The organism is Pseudomonas sp. EZ-C24, from assembly GCF_014525325.1.
In the GTDB taxonomy this organism is placed as follows: Bacteria; Pseudomonadota; Gammaproteobacteria; order Pseudomonadales; family Pseudomonadaceae; genus Aquipseudomonas; species Aquipseudomonas shirazensis.
The window spans coordinates 26,220-43,820 of record NZ_JACDIU010000025.1 but is presented as its reverse complement, the minus strand read 5'-3'; the positions used below and the strand labels follow the sequence as shown (position 1 = coordinate 43,820).

Sequence of the window (17,601 nt, the reverse complement as noted above, 5' to 3'; positions counted from 1 at the left end):
CGCCGCGAATAGGCCCTCAGCCGCGCTGATTTACTTCAGCTTGGCAAACGCCCGCTCGGCCGCATCCAAAGTGATTTTCAGCTCGGTATCGCCATGCACGATCGAGGTGAAACCAGCCTCATAAGCGCTTGGCGCCAGGTACACACCGCCTTCTAGCATCAGGTGGAAGAAGCGCTTGAAGCGCTCGGTGTCGCTGGCCATGACGTCGTCGAAGGTGACGATATCGTCCGCGCCGGTGAAGTACAGGCCAAACATACCACCCGCTTGAGTGGTGACAAACGGCACGCCCGCAGCATCGGCGCGCTGTTGCAGGCCGTCGAGCAGGTTGCTGGTGAAGCGGCTCAGCTCATCGTGGAAGCCCGGACGGCTGATCAGCTTGAGGGTAGTCAGGCCGGCGGCCATGGCCAGTGGGTTACCCGACAGGGTACCGGCCTGGTAGACCGGGCCGAGCGGGGCGATGCATTCCATGATCGCGCGCTTGCCGCCGAAGCAGCCGACCGGCATGCCGCCACCGACGATCTTGCCGAAGGTAGACAGGTCCGGGGTGATGCCGTAATGACCCTGGGCGCCGCCCAGCGATACCCGGAAGCCAGTCATCACTTCGTCGAAGATCAACACCACGCCATGCTTGTCGCACTGCTCGCGCAGGCCTTCAAGAAAGCCCGGCGCCGGCGGCACGCAGTTCATGTTGCCGGCAACCGGCTCGACGATGATACAGGCGACACTCTGGCCGACTTCGGCGAGGGTCTTTTCGACTTCGGCGAGGTCGTTGAACGGCAGGGTCAGGGTGTGCTTGGCAAAGTCTGCCGGGACCCCGGCCGAACTCGGCACGCCCTGGGTCAGCAGGCCGGAGCCGGCCTTGACCAGCAGGCTGTCGGAGTGGCCGTGGTAGCAGCCTTCGAACTTGATGATAGCGTCGCGGCCGGTGTAGCCACGAGCCAGGCGAATGGCGCTCATGGTCGCTTCGGTGCCGGAGCTGACCATACGCACCATCTCCATCGACGGCACCAGCGAGCAGACCAGGTCGGCCATCTCGGTTTCCATCGCGGTCGGCGCGCCGTACGACAAGCCGTGTTCGAGCTGCTTGCGCACCGAGTCGAGCACGTCCGGGTGGCTGTGGCCGAGAATCATCGGCCCCCACGAGCCGACATAGTCGACGTAGCGCTTGTCGTCTTCATCGATGACGTAGGCGCCCTGGGCGTGCTTGAAGAACAGCGGCGTGCCACCGACGCTCTTGAAGGCACGCACCGGCGAGTTGACGCCACCGGGGATGTGCTTCTGGGCCTGGGCAAAAAGGAGTTCGGAACGGGACATGGTTTTCTCTCGAATTCAGGAAGCGAACAGCGCGTTGAACGCGCGGGCCCGGCGGGTGACTTCGTGGGCGTCGTCAGCCGCAAACAGGCCATGAATGACGGCCAGCAGGTCGGCGCCGTGGTCGATCAATGCCGAGGCGTTGTCGAGGGTGACGCCGCCGATCACGGCGATCGGCAGTTTCACCGTGGCGCGGGCCTGGGCCAGCAACTCCAGGCTGGCAGCCGGCGCGCCGGGTTTGGTCACGGAGTTGAAAAAGCGCCCGAAAGCGACATAGTTGGCGCCTTCACGGGCGGCCTGCTCGGCCAGCTCGAGTTGAGCGTGACAGGTCGAGCCGATGATTGCATTGCGCCCGAGCAAGGCTCTGGCAGGTGTCAGCGGGCCGTCGGTCTGGCCCAGGTGCACGCCGACGCCCAGGCGCGCGGCCAGCTCGGCGTCGTCGTTGATGATCAGTTGGGTGCCGTAACGCTCGCAGAGCACCTTCAAGGCTTCCGCTTCGCGCAGGCGCTTGGCCGCATCGTCGCTCTTGTCGCGGTACTGCAGCAGGCGCACACCGCCGGCCAGCGCCGCTTCTACATGGGATTCAAAGCGGCCAGCGAGCAGCTGGCTGTCGGTGATCGCGTACAGACCGCGTAGCTTCATGTCAGGCCTCGTGTGCGTAGCTCAGGAGCAGAAATCCAGCGGCAGGCGGCGCGGCACGAATTGGCCACGGCCCAGTTGTTCGGCGTCGCGCAGAGTCCGCCAGGTGTAGTCGAGGGCGCTGCGTACGGCGCTTTGCAGTTCTTCGCCAAGGGCCAGGCGACCGGCCAGAGCGCTGGCCAAGGTGCAACCGGAACCGTGATAGCTGCCCGGCAAGCGCTGGCAGAGCCAGGTCTGGCTGCTGCCATCGCGGCTGTACAGGCGGTTATGAATGGCGTCTTCGTCACCGTGGCCGCCGGTAATCAACAGGTTTTTGCAGAACGGCAGCAGCTTGGCTGCGCACTCGTCGGCAGTGCCTTCGGGCAGCTCGGCGAGAATGCGTGCCTCGGGCAGGTTGGGCGTGGCGATGGTCGCCAGCGGCAACAGCCGTTCGCGCACGGCATAGCCGACCTCATCCTTGCCCAGCCGACCACCGCCGCCAGCGCGCAGTACCGGGTCACAGACCAGCGGCAGGTGCGGGTGCGCGGCCAGCAGCTCGGCTACGGTGTCGACCATTTCGATCGAGCCGAGCATGCCCAGCTTCACCGCCGCCACCTGCGAGTCGTTGAGTACGGCGTTGGCCTGGGCCAGCACCCACTCGCGGTCGAGCACGCGGAAGTCGGAGACGTTGACGGTATCCTGCACGGTCAGAGCGGTCACGGCGGGCGCGGCGTGACAGCCTTGGGCGATCAGGGCTTCGATATCTGCCTGCAGGCCGGCGCCGCCACTGGGGTCGTGGCCGGAGAGACAGAGGACAACGGGGCGGGAGCTGTAGATATTCATGGTCGGCGAGCTTACCACCAAACCTATTTCGGCGAAGCGCCCCGCGTGTCGATAGTGCAGGGCGTTGCTCGGGATGGGACGGTTATTTCGCCTGTAAATGGCGTGCTAGAGCTGTTCAGTCAAAATCATGCGGACTTGATCGCCATCACTGATGGCTATGCTAGAGTGCACAAATAATTCGATAACGGGCTCTACCGGATTACGTCGCCTCAAAGGGAAAGGGGGCCAACGCGACGCAACCGAAAGGGCCATGCTGGGGCTGTAATGCGCTATTTGCTGATCATCTTGCTGGGCTGCTTGCCCGTGCTCGCCGCAGCTGTGGATTTTGACGACGCGACCCGGCGTCTGCCGCTAGGCAAAATCATGCAGGTGTATGAGGACCGCACGGCCAGTGCGACCATTGCCGAGGTCAGCTCGGCGGAATTTGCCGAGCGTTTTGTCACCCATAAAGAAGACGTGCTCAACGCCGGTTATTCCAACTCGGTGTTCTGGCTGCGCCTTGATCTGCGCTACGTCGCGCCGGCCACCCAGGCCGCCCGCCAATGGCTGCTGGAACTCGCCTACCCGCCGCTCGATCACCTCGAGCTGTACCTGGCCGACGCCCATGGCCATTTCAAGCTGGCGCAGCGCACCGGTGATGCCTTGCCGTATGCCAGCCGGCAGATCCAGCAGAACAACTACCTGTTCGAACTACCGCTGCAGCCCGGCCAGCCGACCACGGTGTATCTGCGCCTGCAGAGCGAAGGCTCGGTTCAGGCGCCGCTGACGCTATGGTCGGTGAATGCCTACATGGAAGATCAGCCTACCCGCCTGTATGTGCTGGGGATGATCTACGGCGTGTTGCTGGTGATGCTGGTGTACAACCTGTTCATCTACATCAGTGTGCGCGACGTCAGCTACCTCTATTACATCCTCTATATAGCCTCGTTCGGCTTGTACCAGGTGTCGGTCAACGGCGCCGGAGTGGCGTATTTCTGGCCGGACAGCCCGTGGTGGGCAAACGCGGCGACACCGCTGTTCATCGGTGCCGCCGGCTTGTTCGGCTGCCAGTTTGCCCGCCACTTCCTGCAGATGGGCCTGCTCAGCCGCGGCTTCGACCGGCTGCTGCAAGTGCTGATGCTCGGCGGCGCGCTGGTCATGGTGCTGGCGGTGACCCTGCGCTACGGCGTGGCTCTGCGCATGGCCACGGTGCTGGCGCTGCTGTTCACCGTGAGTATCTTCAGCGCCGGGCTGTATGCCTGGTGGCGCGGGCTGCGGGTGGCGCGCTGGTTCATCATCGCCTGGTCGGCGTTTTTGCTCGGCGGGCTGGTCAATACCTTGATGGTGCTGGGCTATCTGCCCAACGTGTTCATCACCATGTACGCCAGCCAGCTCGGCTCCGCGCTGGAAGTCGCCTTGCTGTCGCTGGCTCTGGCCGATCGCATCAACAGCTTGCGCGAGCAGCAGGCGCAGACCCTGCGCGACACCGGCCAGGCCTTGGAGCAGCTCAACCAGCAACTGGCCCGCAGCAACCGTTTGAAGGACGAGTTCCTGTCGACCGTGACCCACGAGCTGCGCACCCCGATGAATGGCGTGATCGGCTCGCTGCAGCTGATGCAGACCCTGCCGATGGACAGCGAACTCAGCCAGTACCAACACACCGCCACACGCTCCGCCCAAGACATGATGGTGATGGTCGACGACATCCTCATCCTGAGCGAACTGCAGGCGGGCAGGCTGCGTGCGCATCCGTTGTCGTTCAACCTGCGCCGCGAGTTGCAGGAACTGCGCGCCAGCTTTGCCGGGCTGGCGTTGAGCAAAGGCCTGTACCTGAGTTTGGATATCCCGGCCGACCTGCCCGACGAGCTGGTCGGTGATGCGCCAAAGCTGATGCGCTGCCTGCGTTGCCTGGTCGACAACGGCTTGAAGTTCACCGAGCAGGGTGGGGTGATGATCAAGGTCCGTGGCCGCCGGGTTGGCCCGCACAGCCTGGCGCTGTCGTTTATCGTCAGTGACAGCGGCATTGGTTTTGATGACCTTGATCAGGCCACGCTTTATCAGCGCTTCTTCCAGGTCGATGGCTCGATGACCCGGCGCTATGGCGGGCTGGGCATCGGCCTGTCGATCTGCCGGCAGTTGGGCGATTTGCTTGAAGCGAGCCTGTCGCATGAGTCGACCCGCGGGCTGGGCAGCCGTTTCGAACTGACCCTGAACCTGAGCGCGGCCCAGGTTCAGGCGCCGCCGGGCCGCGTTGCCAGGTTCTGAGTGCACGGCGTTGTCGTAAAGCGCCGCCGCGATAGGCCGATTCGTCACTTTGACTGACCGCGCAACGGTGCTTCACTGGCAGTCCAAGGCCAGCACGGCACCAGGAGCGCGCCCATGAACCTGCACCAGTACGCAGAGACTCACCAGGTCAGCAATCAGCCGCCTTCATTGGATGGCGCCAACCTGTACCGGCTCGATCTGCCGTTGCAGCAATGGTCACAGCGCTTTGGCGCCGGCTGGGCGCAGGCGCAGCTGGACAGCTATGGCGCGCTGGCCGGTGGGCCGCTGATGGCGGCGGGGTTTCTGGCCAACGCGCACAAGCCCGAGTTCCACAGCCACGACCGCTATGGCCATCGCATCGACCTGGTCGAATTTCATCCGGCCTATCACCAGTTGATGCGCACTGCTGTCGAGCATGGCTTGCCATCCTTGCCCTGGGCTGCGCCGCAGCCTGGTGCGCATGTTGCCCGCGCCGGGCTGACCTATCTGCACTCGCAAGCTGAAGCCGGCACCGGCTGCCCACTGACCATGACCTTTGCCGCGGTGCCTGCGCTGCGCGTACAGCCGGAGCTTGCCGAGTACTGGCTGCCCAAGCTGCTGGCCCGCGACTACGACCCGCGCAATGTCGGCGACCGGCACAAGGCCGGTGTCACCCTCGGCATGGCCATGACCGAAAAGCAGGGCGGCACCGACGTGCGCGCCAACACCACGCGGGCCTATCCGGTCGGCGCCGGTGGCCCCGGCCAGGCGTACGAGCTGGTCGGGCACAAGTGGTTCTGCTCGGCGCCGATGTGCGATGCGTTTCTGACCCTGGCGCAGACCGACAAAGGCTTGAGCTGCTTTTTGCTGCCGCGCCATCGCCCCGATGACAGCCGCAACCAGTTCTATATCCAGCGCCTGAAAAACAAACTGGGCAACTGCTCCAATGCTTCCAGCGAAATCGAATTGCGCGGCGCCCTGGCGTGGATGATCGGCGAAGAGGGCCGCGGCGTGCCGACCATCATCGAAATGGTGGCGATGACCCGCTTCGACTGCATGGTCGGCTCCAGCGCGCTGATGCGCCAGGCGCTGACCCAGGCCGCGCACCACTGCGCCCATCGCCAGGTCGGTGGGCGCCTGCTCGCTGAGCAACCCTTGATGCAGAACGTGCTCGCTGACCTCGCCCTGGAAAGCGAGGCCGCGCTGGCGCTGAGCCTGCGCATGGGCCAGGCATTGGACCAGCTCGAAGATCCGCAGCAGGCGCATTTCGCCCGGCTGATGACTGCGGTAGGCAAATACTGGATCTGCAAGCGCGCCCCGGCGATGATCAACGAAGCGGCGGAATGCATGGGCGGCGCGGGCTACGTCGAAGACAGTATCCTGCCGCGGTTGTACCGCGAGGCGCCGGTCAACTCGACCTGGGAGGGCTCGGGCAATGTGCAGTGTCTGGATGTGCTGCGTGCACTGAGCAAGGAGCCCGGTATTCAGGACGCGTTGTTCGCCGAGCTGGGCGATGGCCACGGCGAACCGCGGCTGGCGGCGCATATTGCCAGGCTCAAGAGCGCCTTGGCCGACACCAGTGACATCCAGTACCGCGCCCGCCAGCTGAGCGAAGACATTGCCCTGGCGGTGCAGGCCAAACTACTCCTCGAAGCGGGCAATGCGCAGGTCAGCGATGGCTTCATCGCCAGCCGCCTGGGCGGCTCGGGCAGGGTCTACGGCGCCTTGCCGCGCGGTGTCGACGTGCAGGCGCTGGTCGCGCGGGCGACGCCGCCGTGGCCGTGCTGAGGCTAATGCATCCGCAGGGGTGTATTTGCTACCGAAGCAAGGCAAGATGGCTGCACGCATGACAGAAAACAGGAAGCCCAGCGTGAGCCAAGCGTTTGTAGTCGTTGATACCCCCGAACAGGCCGTCGACCGTCTGGCGGCCCTGCATGAACAGGCCACCGGTGCCCTCAGTCAGGCCCTCAAGCGTTACCTCAAGGACCGCACCGAACCGGACGCCGAAGAGCGCGCCCTGTACCGCTACCCAGCCTTGCGCCTGACCTACTACAGCAACGGCGAAGTCGCGGCCACCACCCGTGCCTATGGCAAGGTCCAGGTCGCTGGCACCTACAGCGTCACCGTGACCCAGCCTGAAGCCTTCCGCAGTTACCTGCTCGACCAGTTGCGGCCCCTGATGCACGACTACACGGTGACCGTGGAAGTCGGCGTCAGCGAGCAGAACATCCCCTACCCGTACGTGGTCGAGCAGGGCGATGAACTGGCCGGCACCGGCATCACCGCCGCCGCCCTGGCGCGGGTGTTCCCCAGCACCGACCTGTCGGCTGCCACCGACGATATCGCCGACGGCCTGTGGGACTGGAGCAATGCCGACAATCTGCCGCTGGCGCTGTTCGACGCCGCCCGCGTGGACTTCTCGCTGCGCCGCCTGGTGCACTACACCGGCAGCGACTGGCGCCATGTGCAGCCATGGATCCTGCTGACCAACTACCACCGCTACGTTGACCAGTTCATCGCCCATGGCCTTGAGCAGCTGCGTGACGACCCGCGCTTTGTGCGCATGGTCTTGCCCGGCAACGTGGTCATCGATAAAGGCCTGAACGAAGGCGAGACCCAGGCGCTGGTGGCCAGCGTGGTCTGGCACCGCTTCCAGATGCCGGCCTATCACCTGATCGCCGCCGATGGCGACGGTGTGACCCTGGTCAACATCGGCGTCGGCCCGTCCAACGCCAAGAACATCACCGACCACCTGGCCGTGCTGCGCCCGCATTGCTGGCTGATGATCGGCCACTGTGGCGGCCTGCGTCAGTCGCAGACCATCGGCGATTACGTGCTGGCCCACGCCTACATGCGCCGCGACGGCATTCTTGATCGAGTGGTGCCGCCGAACATTCCTATCCCGGCCCTGGCCGAGGTGCAGATGGCGTTGCAGGAAGCAGCGGCGCAAGTCACCGGCGAGCGCGGCGACGAGCTGAAAAAACGCCTGCGCACCGGCACCGTGCTGACCTACGACGACCGCAACTGGGAGCTGCGCTGGGCCCAGGAACGGCCGCTGATCAACCTCTCGCGGGCGGTGGCGGTCGACATGGAAAGCGGCACCATCGCCGCCCAGGGTTATCGCCTGCGGGTGCCTTACGGGACCTTGCTCTGCGTGTCGGACAAACCCCTGCACAGCGAGATCAAGCTGCCAGGTTCGGCCAATGCGTTCTACAACCGCGCGGTCAGCCAGCACTTGAAAATCGGCATCGCGGCGCTGGATCTGCTGCGTACCGAGCTCAATTCGTTGCACTCGCGTAAACTGCGCAGCTTCGATGAGCCGCCGTTCCGCTGAGGATCCATGCCCCTGCCACCCCGTTCCAAGCCGCGCCGCACCCCAGCGCCGCGGCCTGCCGGCCCCCGCCGGCCGGCCAAGGCGCCACCGGCCGAGCCGCGCCTGGTGCTGTTCAACAAGCCGTTCGACGTACTGACCCAGTTCAGTGACGGCGACGGCCGCGCCACCCTCAAGGATTTCATCGATATCCCCGGGATCTATCCCGCCGGGCGCCTGGACCGCGACAGCGAAGGCTTGCTGTTGCTGACCAACGACGGTCGCCTGCAAGCACGGATTGCCGACCCCAAGCACAAGCTGGCCAAGACCTATTGGGTCCAGGTTGAAGGTGAGCCCAGCGAGGAGCAGTTGCAGCGCTTGCGCCAGGGCGTCGAGCTCAATGACGGCATGACCTTGCCAGCCGAGGCGCGGCTGTTGGCCGAGCCGCAGTTGTGGCCACGCGAGCCGCCGGTGCGCTTTCGCAAGAGCGTGCCGACGGCCTGGCTGGAGCTGGTGATTCGTGAAGGGCGCAACCGTCAGGTGCGGCGCATGACCGCTGCGGTCGGCTTGCCGACTTTGCGTCTGGTGCGGGTGAAGATCGGCGACTGGACGTTGGACGGGTTGGATCAGGGCTGCTGGCGCGACGCACCGCCCAAGCTGTAGATGAGCAGGGCGTGTGCGTCAGACGCCCTCGATCATTCCCACCACCACGCTCTTGATGATGAACGCGAGCACGCCCAGGCCGAGCACGAAGAACAGGATCAGCGTGCCGAAGCGGCCTGCCTTGGATTTTTTCGCCAGGTCCCAGACGATGAATCCCATGAAACCGATGAGAATGGTCACCAGGATGATCATCATCCATTCTTCGAATTTTTCAGGATCCATCTGTGCGCTCCAGGCAGGCTCAAGCGGCGGAGTATACGCCCGGGCCTCGAAGCTGTTAACGCAGATGGGTCAATGGCAGCTCGGTGCTGGCCAGCACCTGGTTGAGCACGAAGCTGGAACGCACGCTGGTAACGCCTTCGATGCGGGTCAGACTGCCCAGTAGCAGTTTCTGGTAATGGTCCATGTCCGGCACCACCACCTTGAGTTGATAGTCGGCATCCATGCCGGTCACCAGGCTGCACTCGAGCACCTGCGGCAGGCTGCGCACGGCGGCTTCAAACGTCTCGAAACGCTCAGGGGTATGCCGGTCCATGCCGATCAAAACATAGGCGGTCAGGCTCAAGCCGAGCTTCTTGCGGTCCAGCAGTGCAACCTGGCGCGAGATGTAGCCGTCGTCTTCCAGTTGCTTGACCCGACGCGAGCACGGCGAGGGCGACAGGCCGATGCGTTCGGCCAGTTCCTGGTTGGAGATGCGCGCATCGCGCTGCAATTCGGCAAGGATGCTCAGGTCGTAGCGGTCGAGCTTGCTCATGAAAGGGGCCTTTTCTGTTCGGATTGCGGCGAATTATCAATCCAGGGTTAAAAATTGCGCAAGTGCTATTTATCTGAGCAATCTTCGCAATCCTGTGCCGGGCTCTGGCCGGTATCTTTATCAACAGAATCACTGCCCGGACATCAGTCCACGGCGACCGGCCCAGAAGGCCGCTCGCGGCCCGCGATCAACACGATTAGCCGGCCCCCGGGCTACGCACTGTCTACCAGACGGGGTGAGGTGAGCCGGCGCCACAAGTGCCGAGCACGGACGACAATTGCAAAGGGAGGCCACTTGGCCTCCCTTTTTTATGGCTGGATTTTCATCTGCCCACGCATGCTGCGCGGTAAACTGGCGGCAGTTGCGGTTTTACTTGTCGAGAGGAATACCATGAGGTCGCGCGGCTGGCAGTTGGCAGGGGTAGGTGTGCTGGCAATGGCTATCAGCGCCGCAGTGCAGGCGCAAGGGCCTGGCGATGGCCGTGGGCCACAAGACCCGAATGGCGGCGGTAGTTCCGGCTCGTCATTGAATTCTCGGGATGAAGTACGCCAGACCGAGCAACCCCGTCAGGGTTATTACCAGGACATCCCGCGCCGTGGCCCCGACAATCGCCATTGGCAGGCGGGCGGCCCCGGTCAGCGCCCCGGTGAAAACTGGTCAGGTCGCCCCGATGGTCACGGCAATGGTTGGGGGCCAGGCCCGCAGTACCACCCCGGGCAGGCGATCGACCGCTTCCCCGAACAGCACTGGAAGGTGCCCTATCACGGCCGCGATTATTTCTACTCCGGTGGCTACTGGTATCAGCCGCAGGGACCGCGCTACGTAGTGGTGCGCCCACCTTACGGCGTGCGCGTCGGTTACCTGCCGCCGTATGCGCGAGAAGTCTGGCGCGGCGGTGCGCTGTTCTTTCTGGTCGCTGACACCTACTACCAATACCTGGCCGACAGTCGTGAGTACGTGGTGGTGAATCCACCGATCAGCCAACCGGTGCCGCCGTTGCAGGCCAGCAGTGGTTATGACGTGGTCGCTTACCCAAGCTACGGGCAAAACCAACAGCAGCAGGATCAGGACCGCTATCAGTGCCATCGCTGGGCTGTCGAGCAGTCCGGCTTCGATCCGGCCCAGGCCAGCTATGCGCCGGCGGCAAATGTCGCCGACCTGTATCGGCGCTCGCTTGGGGCGTGTCTTAGTGGGCGTGGGTACAGCATCAACTGATAGCGCTCGTTTCTGATTTTTTTGTCTGATTCGAGTATGTCGGGGGCTGCTTTGCAGCCCTTTCGCGACACAAGGCCGCTCCTACAGTTGACCGCGCAAGCCAGGCGCTACGCGGTCCCTGTAGGAGCGGCCTTGTGTCGCGAAAGGGGCGCAGAGCGCCCCCCGGCTTCCTGACTGCCATCACAGCGGGTCGGCATGCACCATCACATCCGCCTGCGGATAGCGCTCGCGGATCACTGCCGAGGCTTGCACGCACAGCTCGTGGGCATCATGCAGTGACAGCGTGCCGGGCAGCTCAAGGTGCAGTTGCACAAACCAGTAGCTGCCGGACACGCGCGTACGCAGATCATGCGCGCCGAGCACCCCGGGGATAGCCGTGACCAGCGCCAGCATCTGCTCGGCCACATCGCCGGGCAGCTCCTTGTCCATCAGGATCGCCGTACTTTCCCGAGCAATCTGCACTGCACTCCAGAGGATATACAAGGCAATGCCCAGGCCGAACAGCGCGTCCAGCTGCGGCCAGCCATAACCGGCCAGCAGCAACGCCAGCAGGATGCTGCCGTTGAGCAACAGGTCGGAGCGGTAATGCAGGGAATCGGCACGCACTGCGGTCGAGCCGGTGGCCTTGATCACTTTGCGCTGCAGCGCCAGCAGGGCCACGGTCAGCACCAGCGATAACACCATCACACCGATACCGGCCGCCGTATCACCCAGCGGCTGCGGTGACTGCAGACGACTCACCGCCTGCACCCCGATCAGCACCGCGCTGGCGCCGATGAACAACGCCTGGGCCATGCCGGCCAGCGCTTCCGCCTTGCCATGGCCAAAGCGGTGATCGTCGTCGGCCGGGCGCAGGGCGTAGTGCACTGCCAGCAAGTTGAGCAGCGAGGCCACCGCATCCAGCGCCGAGTCGGTCAGCCCGGCCAGCAGGCTGACCGAGTCGCTCAGCCACCAGGCAATCGCCTTGCTCACCACCAGAATGCAGGCCACCGCCAGCGAAGCGCGAGTGGCCAGGCGGAGCAAGCGTTGCTGTTCGGCAGTGGGCGTCATGCGTTGAGCATCCTGCGAAGTGTCAGGCGGCCGGGATCAGGCCGTAGCTGGCCAACTGCTCGACGCTGCCGCGGTGCTGGATCAGGCGCGGGTCGTTGAGCGGCAGGCGCTGGCCCAGTTCGCTTTCGAGAATAGCCTGCAGCTTGCTGTTGTCGATGCTGCCATCGGCATTCACCGCCGGCTTGAGCTTGGCCGGGTCGACCTGGGCGGTGGTGCCGCCGGGGTAGTAGATCGCGCCAGTGGCAAAGTCGACACCAAAGGCGATCAGGCCCGGGATCACGTAGAACAGAATGCCGATGGCATCGAGGGCGACGATCACCGGGTCGACCTTGCCTTCGATCTGGCCACGGCGATCTGGATAGAACAACGTGCCGCAGGCCGTCAGCTGAGTCAGCAGGGTGGCAACCAGGGCGCCACCGATGACGCGGGAATGAATGCGCATGTAAATCTCCGATGGAAAATCGCAACGAAACAGGCCAGCGGCCTGCTGCCGATAGTATGACCTATCGGGCCTCGCCCGGTTCGCCGTTATACTCGGCGCCTCGTTCGAGGACCACCATGATTTCATTACCAATCGATGCCGTACTGCCCGCCCTGCGCCAGGCGCTCAGCGCGCGCCACGAAGCCGTGCTGGAAGCGCCGCCTGGCGCCGGCAAGACCACCCGCGTGCCGCTGGCCCTGCTCGACGAGCCGTGGCTGGCCGGCCAGCGCATCATCATGCTCGAGCCACGCCGCCTGGCCGCCCGGGCCGCAGCCGAGCGGCTCGCCAGCGAGCTGGGCGAGCAGGTCGGGGAAACGGTCGGCTATCGGATTCGGCTGGACAGCAAGGTCGGGCCGAACACCCGCATCGAAGTGGTCACCGAAGGCATCCTGACCCGCCGGCTGCAGTCGGACCCGGCGCTGGAAGGTGTAGGCCTGCTGATTTTCGACGAGTTTCACGAGCGCTCACTGGACGCCGATCTGGCGCTGGCGCTGACCCTCAACGGGCGGGCGCTGCTGCGCGACGAGCCAGCGCTGAAAATCCTCTTGATGTCGGCAACCCTCGAAGGCGAGCGCTTGGCGCGCCTGCTCGACGACGCCCCGGTGGTCAGCAGCCAGGGCCGCATGCACCCGGTAACGATCCAGTGGGGCCGGCCGATGCAGCCGGGTGAGTTCGTCGAGCCGCGGGTGGTCGACTGCGTGCTGCAGGCGCTGGCCGATCAAAGCGGCAGCCTGCTGGTGTTTCTGCCCGGCCAGGCCGAGATCCGCCGAGTCCATCAAAGCTTGCAGGAAGCCGTCGGCGAGCGCTCCGACATCATCCTCTGCCCGCTGCACGGCGAGCTTGACCTGAACGCCCAGCGTGCTGCCATCGAGCCGCCTGCCAGCGGCCAGCGCAAGGTGGTGCTGGCGACCAACATTGCCGAAACCAGCCTGACCATCGATGGCGTGCGGGTGGTGATCGACGCCGGCCTGGCGCGGGTGCCGCGGTTTGACCCGGGCAGCGGCATGACCCGCCTCGACACTCAACGCATCTCCCGCGCCAGCGCCACCCAGCGCGCCGGGCGGGCAGGGCGGCTGGAGCCGGGCGTGTGCTACCGGCTGTGGTCCGAAGCGCAGCATGAACAATTGGCCGCCCACGGCACCGCAGAAATTCTCCAGGCCGACCTGGCCGGGCTGGCGCTGCAACTGGCGCGCTGGGGCGTGAGCCCGGACCAGTTGAGCTGGCTCGACCAGCCGCCTGCCGCTGCCTACGCCCAGTCACAAGACCTGCTGGCCCGGCTTGGCGCCTTCAAACCGGCCAGCCGCAGCAACCTGAGTAGTCATGGCCAGGCCATGGCCGAACTGCCCGCGCATCCACGGATCGCCCATCTGTTGCTGCGCGGGCAGCAACTGGGTCTGAGCGAAATGGCCTGTGACGTCGCCGCGCTGCTGGGCGAGCGTGACATCCAGCGCGGTGGCGGCGCTGATCTGCACAGCCGGCTGGCACTGCTCAGCGGCCAGAGCAAAGCAGTGCGCGGTGCGCAAGGCGGCGTGCAGCGTGCCCGCCAGTTGGCGCGCCAATACCGCGGTCTGCTGCGTGGCAGCGCGCAGACGCCGGTCGCCGACCCGCAGCATCCACGCTGGCTCGGGGCACTGCTGGCGCTGGCCTATCCAGACCGCGTCGCCCAACAGCGCCGTGAAGGCAGTGCCGAGTACCGTCTGGCCAATGGTCGCGCAGCGTTGTTTGCCGAGGTCGATGGGCTGATGAAGTGCCCGTGGCTGGTGATTGCTGACCTCGGCAGCCGTCAGGGCCAGCGCGAAGAGCGGATCTATCTGGCTGCCGAGTTCGACCCTGGGTTGTTCGACGGGGTGCTCGCCGAGCAGGTGCAAACCCTCGACCTGCTCGACTGGGATGAGCGTGAGCAGGTCCTGCGTGCCGAGCGCCAGCGCAAGGTCGGTGAGCTGGTGCTGAGCCGTGAAGCCCTGCCGGGGCTCAACGATGAAGCCCGCGCGCAGGCGCTGCTCGGTCTGGTCCGACGCAAGAGCCTGGCCTTGTTGCCGTGGACCCCGGAGCTGCGCCAGTGGCAAGCGCGGGTGGCTCTGCTGCGCCAGCTTGATAGGGCGCAGAACGGCGCCAGCGACTGGCCCGATCTGTCTGACCAGGCCCTGCTCGACAGCCTCGAAGCTTGGTTACAGCCGTATCTGGGCAAAGTCTCGCGGCTAAGCCATTTCGCCCAGCTGGATCTGTCGTCGATCCTGCGCAATCTGCTGCCCTGGCCGCTGCCGCAGCGGCTGGAAGAGTGGGCGCCGCAGCATCTGGATGTGCCCTCCGGCTCGAGCATCCGCCTGGACTACAGCGAGACGCCGCCGATTCTGGCGGTGCGCCTGCAAGAGCTGTTCGGTCTGGCCGACACCCCACGCATCGCCCAGGGCCGCCAGCAGGTCAAGCTGCACCTGCTGTCGCCGGCACGCCGGCCAGTGCAGGTGACCCAGGATCTGGCCAACTTTTGGCGCATGACTTATGCCGAGGTGAAGAAAGACCTTAAAGGCCGTTATCCCAAGCACTACTGGCCTGATGATCCGCTGATCGCGCAGGCCACCGCGCGGGTCAAACCGCGAGGGACCTGAGCAGTGAGGGCTAGCTGGTTTTTTGCAGGAGGAAGGTGGCGATCTCACTTTCGCTGATATTCAGGTAGTTGAACCGGCCAGGTTGGTGATGGGGAGTGTCTTCCAAGGTACCGACTCTGTGTCCGAGGTGGTCGCGCAGATGACACAGCAGGCCTTCTTCGGTCTCTTGCAGGGGTTCAATTTTCCAGTAATCGGTCACCTCTGCGATCCAGTAGAAGCCCAGATAGCCGTTCGTGCTGACTCCCAGTCTGCGCGGTACCTGCGGGGCGGAGCCTTGCTTGCTCCGGCCAGGGATGTGCAAGTGATAGTGCAAGCGGTTGTCTTCCATCGAGTGGTAGTCGAAGGAGATGATCAATGAAGGTTCATTGCCCCCCGTTTGCAGCCAGTCGTTTTCTGGGCTCACGCCCCAAGAGAACTTATCGTTCGGCTGGCTCAGCCGCAGTGGCGTATTTCGACCCTCTTCATGCAGATACAGCCTGGCGCGAAATGAATTGGCGTATGTATCGATGATGCTTGGGTTCATGGAGTGTGCCTCGCAGTGCCTAGGGAATGAGCCGCACGGTCCCGGGCGGCGTTACACCTTAGGTTGCGAGCTCAGCTCAACGGAGCCTGAAGCCTTTCCTGGCTGTGCTCATTCACCCCGAGGCGGGCGCTGCGGCCCAGGCATGGCGAGGTCGGCGCGTACGGGCAGGTGATCGGAAATCTGCTCGGTGCCGTTGCCCAGCACATAGGCCTGCAAGCGCAGCAGGCGCGGGCTATGGAAGATGAAGTCGACACTGCGATCGGGCCCGCTGAGGGCCGGGTCGTTGGGGAAGTGGGTCAGCCACAATGCCCGCTCGGCGCCGCTGGCTTCAGGATTGCTGGGGATCATCGGGTACTTGTCCCAGAGCAGGTGCAGGTCGCTGTCCGGGGCGTAGCTGCCACGCTGGGCAGGCGGCAGGCGGCGATACTGGCCTAGCGGCAACTGCTTGAAGTCGCCGCCTAGCAGCCACAGCGTACCCTGGCTTTCGAGGCGGTCGACGACCTTGCTGACGTGGTTCATCTGCCGCCTTTGCAGGTCGCTGCCGGCGCGGTAGGGCGACAGCTGGGTGTTGAGCACCGCCAGCCGGCTGCCGTCGCTCAACGGCAGATAGCTGACCTGCAACGCCGGTTGCTGCTCGAGCAGCCGGCTCAGCGGGCCGCTCACGTCATTGGGCAGTTGCAGGCGCTCGGCCTTGGCGATCGAGTAGCGACTGAGGGTAGCCAGGGTGCGGCCCACGCTGCCGAAGATATGCCGGTCGGGGACAAAGCCAGCCTGCCACTGATAGCTCTGCACGCTGCACGGGTAGAGGTCGGCCAGACGCTCGTGGAGCAGGCCGAGCTGGTCCTGGTAATCGCTGGCCTTGGCGTCTTTGTCCAGCTCCTGCAGCAGTACCACATCAGGCTGCTCGGCACGGATCACCCGCGCAACCTCATCGAGGGTGAACGCCAGGTCTTCCGCGGTGGCGCGGGTATCGCTGCCCTGGCCCTGGTCGTTCCAGAACACATAGCGCTTGCCGGCCAGGTGCTGCACGTTCCAGCTCATCACTTTCAGCGGCTGGCCGGCTTGCAAGAGTGGCGCCGGGTTCTGACAGGCGACTGGCAGCGCCTCACGCGGGGCAGGTTGCCAGCCCAGATGGTTGGCCAGCAACCAAAGCAAGGCCAGCGCCAGGAAAATCAACAACAGGACGTTGCGCAGTAGTCGGATCATCGGCTCGGCTTGTCGGTGCGAATGGCGCCAGCATACCCAAGGTGGTGGCGCCGTGTCAGCGTGGCTCAGGCGCCAGCATTGGCCTCAAGCAGCATGAAGATGCGGAACAGCACCACGCTGCTGAACAACTGCAGCAGCCCACTGAGGCTGTCCATGGCCAATTGCACGCCACCGGCGGGGTCGGGGAAGGCCATCAGCAACAGGCCGTCGAGCAACCATGCCGGTGCCAGCGAAACGAACACGCAGACCAGAATGCGCATGAAATGGCCAGTGGTCATCCGCGCGCTTTCGCGCATGGCCTGCATCAACGGCATGCCGCGCAGCACCAGCAGGTACTCGGCAAACACCAGGTTGATCATGATCCAGATGCCGGGGAACACGAACAGTGCCAGGCCGGCCATGATCAACAAGGTGCTGATCATGATCAGCAAGGCCAGCGGCGGCCACAGCTGCACGGCGCGGGCAAACAGATCGCGCTTGGCGATGTGCTGGTCTTGGCTGCGGGTGTCCAGGTAGAGGATCAGCGCCGCACTGTACAGCGGGTACAGCAGCAGGCTGACAAGCATGCCGTAGACCGGCGAGGCGCTGTCGCCGAGCTGGCGATAGAGCAGTTGGGTGGCCAGTGCCTCGAGCACGATCAACGGCAGGCAGAGCTGGACGATGCTCGCCAGGTGGCGGCGGAAAAAGTACAGGGAGTCGCGCAGAACGCTCAGCGGATTCATCAGTCAACATCGCATGGCAGTAATAGCAGGGGCGTAACTTTAGCCCACTCCGGCTCTTGCTGAAAAAAGTTTCACC

Annotated in this window: 16 protein-coding genes; 6 read left to right on the top strand and 10 right to left on the bottom strand. The window is 64.6% G+C overall.

Annotated elements, in window-relative coordinates:
- Positions 1 to 30: 30 nt before the first annotated feature.
- From hemL to IDM28_RS19655, 3 genes are read right to left on the bottom strand one after another with little or no spacing between them, the layout of a single operon-like run.
- On the bottom strand, positions 31 to 1,314 hold the full coding sequence (gene hemL, locus IDM28_RS19665) for a glutamate-1-semialdehyde 2,1-aminomutase (RefSeq protein WP_101322245.1): 1,284 nt from the start codon (positions 1,312 to 1,314) through the stop codon (positions 31 to 33).
- Between the two features lie 15 nt (positions 1,315 to 1,329).
- Positions 1,330 to 1,953, bottom strand: a complete 624-nt coding sequence (gene thiE / locus IDM28_RS19660; protein ID WP_188036723.1) for a thiamine phosphate synthase — start codon at positions 1,951 to 1,953, stop codon at positions 1,330 to 1,332.
- A 21-nt stretch (positions 1,954 to 1,974) separates the two neighbouring features.
- Positions 1,975 to 2,772: a hydroxymethylpyrimidine/phosphomethylpyrimidine kinase gene (locus tag IDM28_RS19655; protein WP_188036722.1), complete on the bottom strand. Its 798-nt coding sequence runs from the start codon at positions 2,770 to 2,772 to the stop codon at positions 1,975 to 1,977.
- A 264-nt stretch (positions 2,773 to 3,036) separates the two neighbouring features.
- Here IDM28_RS19655 and IDM28_RS19650 point away from each other — a divergent pair, with 264 nt between their 5' ends.
- From IDM28_RS19650 to IDM28_RS19635, 4 genes are all read left to right on the top strand, one after another.
- A complete protein-coding gene (locus IDM28_RS19650) occupies positions 3,037 to 5,016 on the top strand; it encodes a hybrid sensor histidine kinase/response regulator (protein WP_188036721.1) in 1,980 nt (659 codons plus the stop codon).
- A 114-nt stretch (positions 5,017 to 5,130) separates the two neighbouring features.
- A complete protein-coding gene (locus IDM28_RS19645; protein WP_188036720.1) occupies positions 5,131 to 6,783 on the top strand; it encodes an acyl-CoA dehydrogenase family protein in 1,653 nt (550 codons plus the stop codon).
- A gap of 58 nt (positions 6,784 to 6,841) precedes the next feature.
- On the top strand, positions 6,842 to 8,329 hold the full coding sequence (amn, locus tag IDM28_RS19640; RefSeq protein WP_188036719.1) for an AMP nucleosidase: 1,488 nt from the start codon (positions 6,842 to 6,844) through the stop codon (positions 8,327 to 8,329).
- Positions 8,330 to 8,335: 6 nt separating this feature from the next.
- Positions 8,336 to 8,968 carry a pseudouridine synthase gene (locus IDM28_RS19635; RefSeq protein WP_101322239.1) on the top strand — a complete coding sequence of 211 codons (633 nt, stop codon included), beginning with the start codon at positions 8,336 to 8,338 and terminating at the stop codon, positions 8,966 to 8,968.
- Between the two features lie 18 nt (positions 8,969 to 8,986).
- Here the strand turns inward: IDM28_RS19635 and IDM28_RS19630 are convergent, their stop codons facing one another.
- Together IDM28_RS19630 and IDM28_RS19625 are read right to left on the bottom strand one after the other, a co-directional pair.
- Positions 8,987 to 9,190 (bottom strand): DUF2788 domain-containing protein, encoded by a 204-nt coding sequence (locus tag IDM28_RS19630; protein WP_101322238.1) that lies wholly within the window; start codon positions 9,188 to 9,190, stop codon positions 8,987 to 8,989.
- A 55-nt stretch (positions 9,191 to 9,245) separates the two neighbouring features.
- On the bottom strand, positions 9,246 to 9,722 hold the full coding sequence (locus IDM28_RS19625) for an Lrp/AsnC family transcriptional regulator (protein WP_101322237.1): 477 nt from the start codon (positions 9,720 to 9,722) through the stop codon (positions 9,246 to 9,248).
- Positions 9,723 to 10,112: 390 nt separating this feature from the next.
- Between IDM28_RS19625 and IDM28_RS19620 the strand changes: the two genes are divergently transcribed.
- Positions 10,113 to 10,937, top strand: coding sequence for a DUF6515 family protein (locus IDM28_RS19620; protein ID WP_188036718.1), 825 nt, complete (start codon positions 10,113 to 10,115; stop codon positions 10,935 to 10,937).
- A gap of 180 nt (positions 10,938 to 11,117) precedes the next feature.
- Here the strand turns inward: IDM28_RS19620 and IDM28_RS19615 are convergent, their stop codons facing one another.
- Both IDM28_RS19615 and IDM28_RS19610 read right to left on the bottom strand, forming a co-directional pair.
- Positions 11,118 to 11,987: a cation diffusion facilitator family transporter gene (locus IDM28_RS19615; RefSeq protein ID WP_101322235.1), complete on the bottom strand. Its 870-nt coding sequence runs from the start codon at positions 11,985 to 11,987 to the stop codon at positions 11,118 to 11,120.
- A 22-nt stretch (positions 11,988 to 12,009) separates the two neighbouring features.
- Positions 12,010 to 12,429, bottom strand: a complete 420-nt coding sequence (locus IDM28_RS19610) for a polyribonucleotide nucleotidyltransferase (protein ID WP_101322234.1) — start codon at positions 12,427 to 12,429, stop codon at positions 12,010 to 12,012.
- A 116-nt stretch (positions 12,430 to 12,545) separates the two neighbouring features.
- Here IDM28_RS19610 and hrpB point away from each other — a divergent pair, with 116 nt between their 5' ends.
- Positions 12,546 to 15,074, top strand: a complete 2,529-nt coding sequence (hrpB, locus tag IDM28_RS19605; RefSeq protein ID WP_188036717.1) for an ATP-dependent helicase HrpB — start codon at positions 12,546 to 12,548, stop codon at positions 15,072 to 15,074.
- A gap of 10 nt (positions 15,075 to 15,084) precedes the next feature.
- Here the strand turns inward: hrpB and IDM28_RS19600 are convergent, their stop codons facing one another.
- The 3 genes from IDM28_RS19600 to IDM28_RS19590 form a co-directional block, all read right to left on the bottom strand.
- Complete coding sequence (locus IDM28_RS19600) at positions 15,085 to 15,597, bottom strand: hypothetical protein (RefSeq protein WP_188036716.1); 513 nt, start codon at positions 15,595 to 15,597, stop codon at positions 15,085 to 15,087.
- A 108-nt stretch (positions 15,598 to 15,705) separates the two neighbouring features.
- Positions 15,706 to 16,803 carry an endonuclease/exonuclease/phosphatase family protein gene (locus tag IDM28_RS19595; protein WP_188036715.1) on the bottom strand — a complete coding sequence of 366 codons (1,098 nt, stop codon included), beginning with the start codon at positions 16,801 to 16,803 and terminating at the stop codon, positions 15,706 to 15,708.
- A 65-nt stretch (positions 16,804 to 16,868) separates the two neighbouring features.
- On the bottom strand, positions 16,869 to 17,525 hold the full coding sequence (locus IDM28_RS19590; RefSeq protein WP_101322230.1) for a YciC family protein: 657 nt from the start codon (positions 17,523 to 17,525) through the stop codon (positions 16,869 to 16,871).
- Positions 17,526 to 17,601 lie beyond the last annotated feature (76 nt).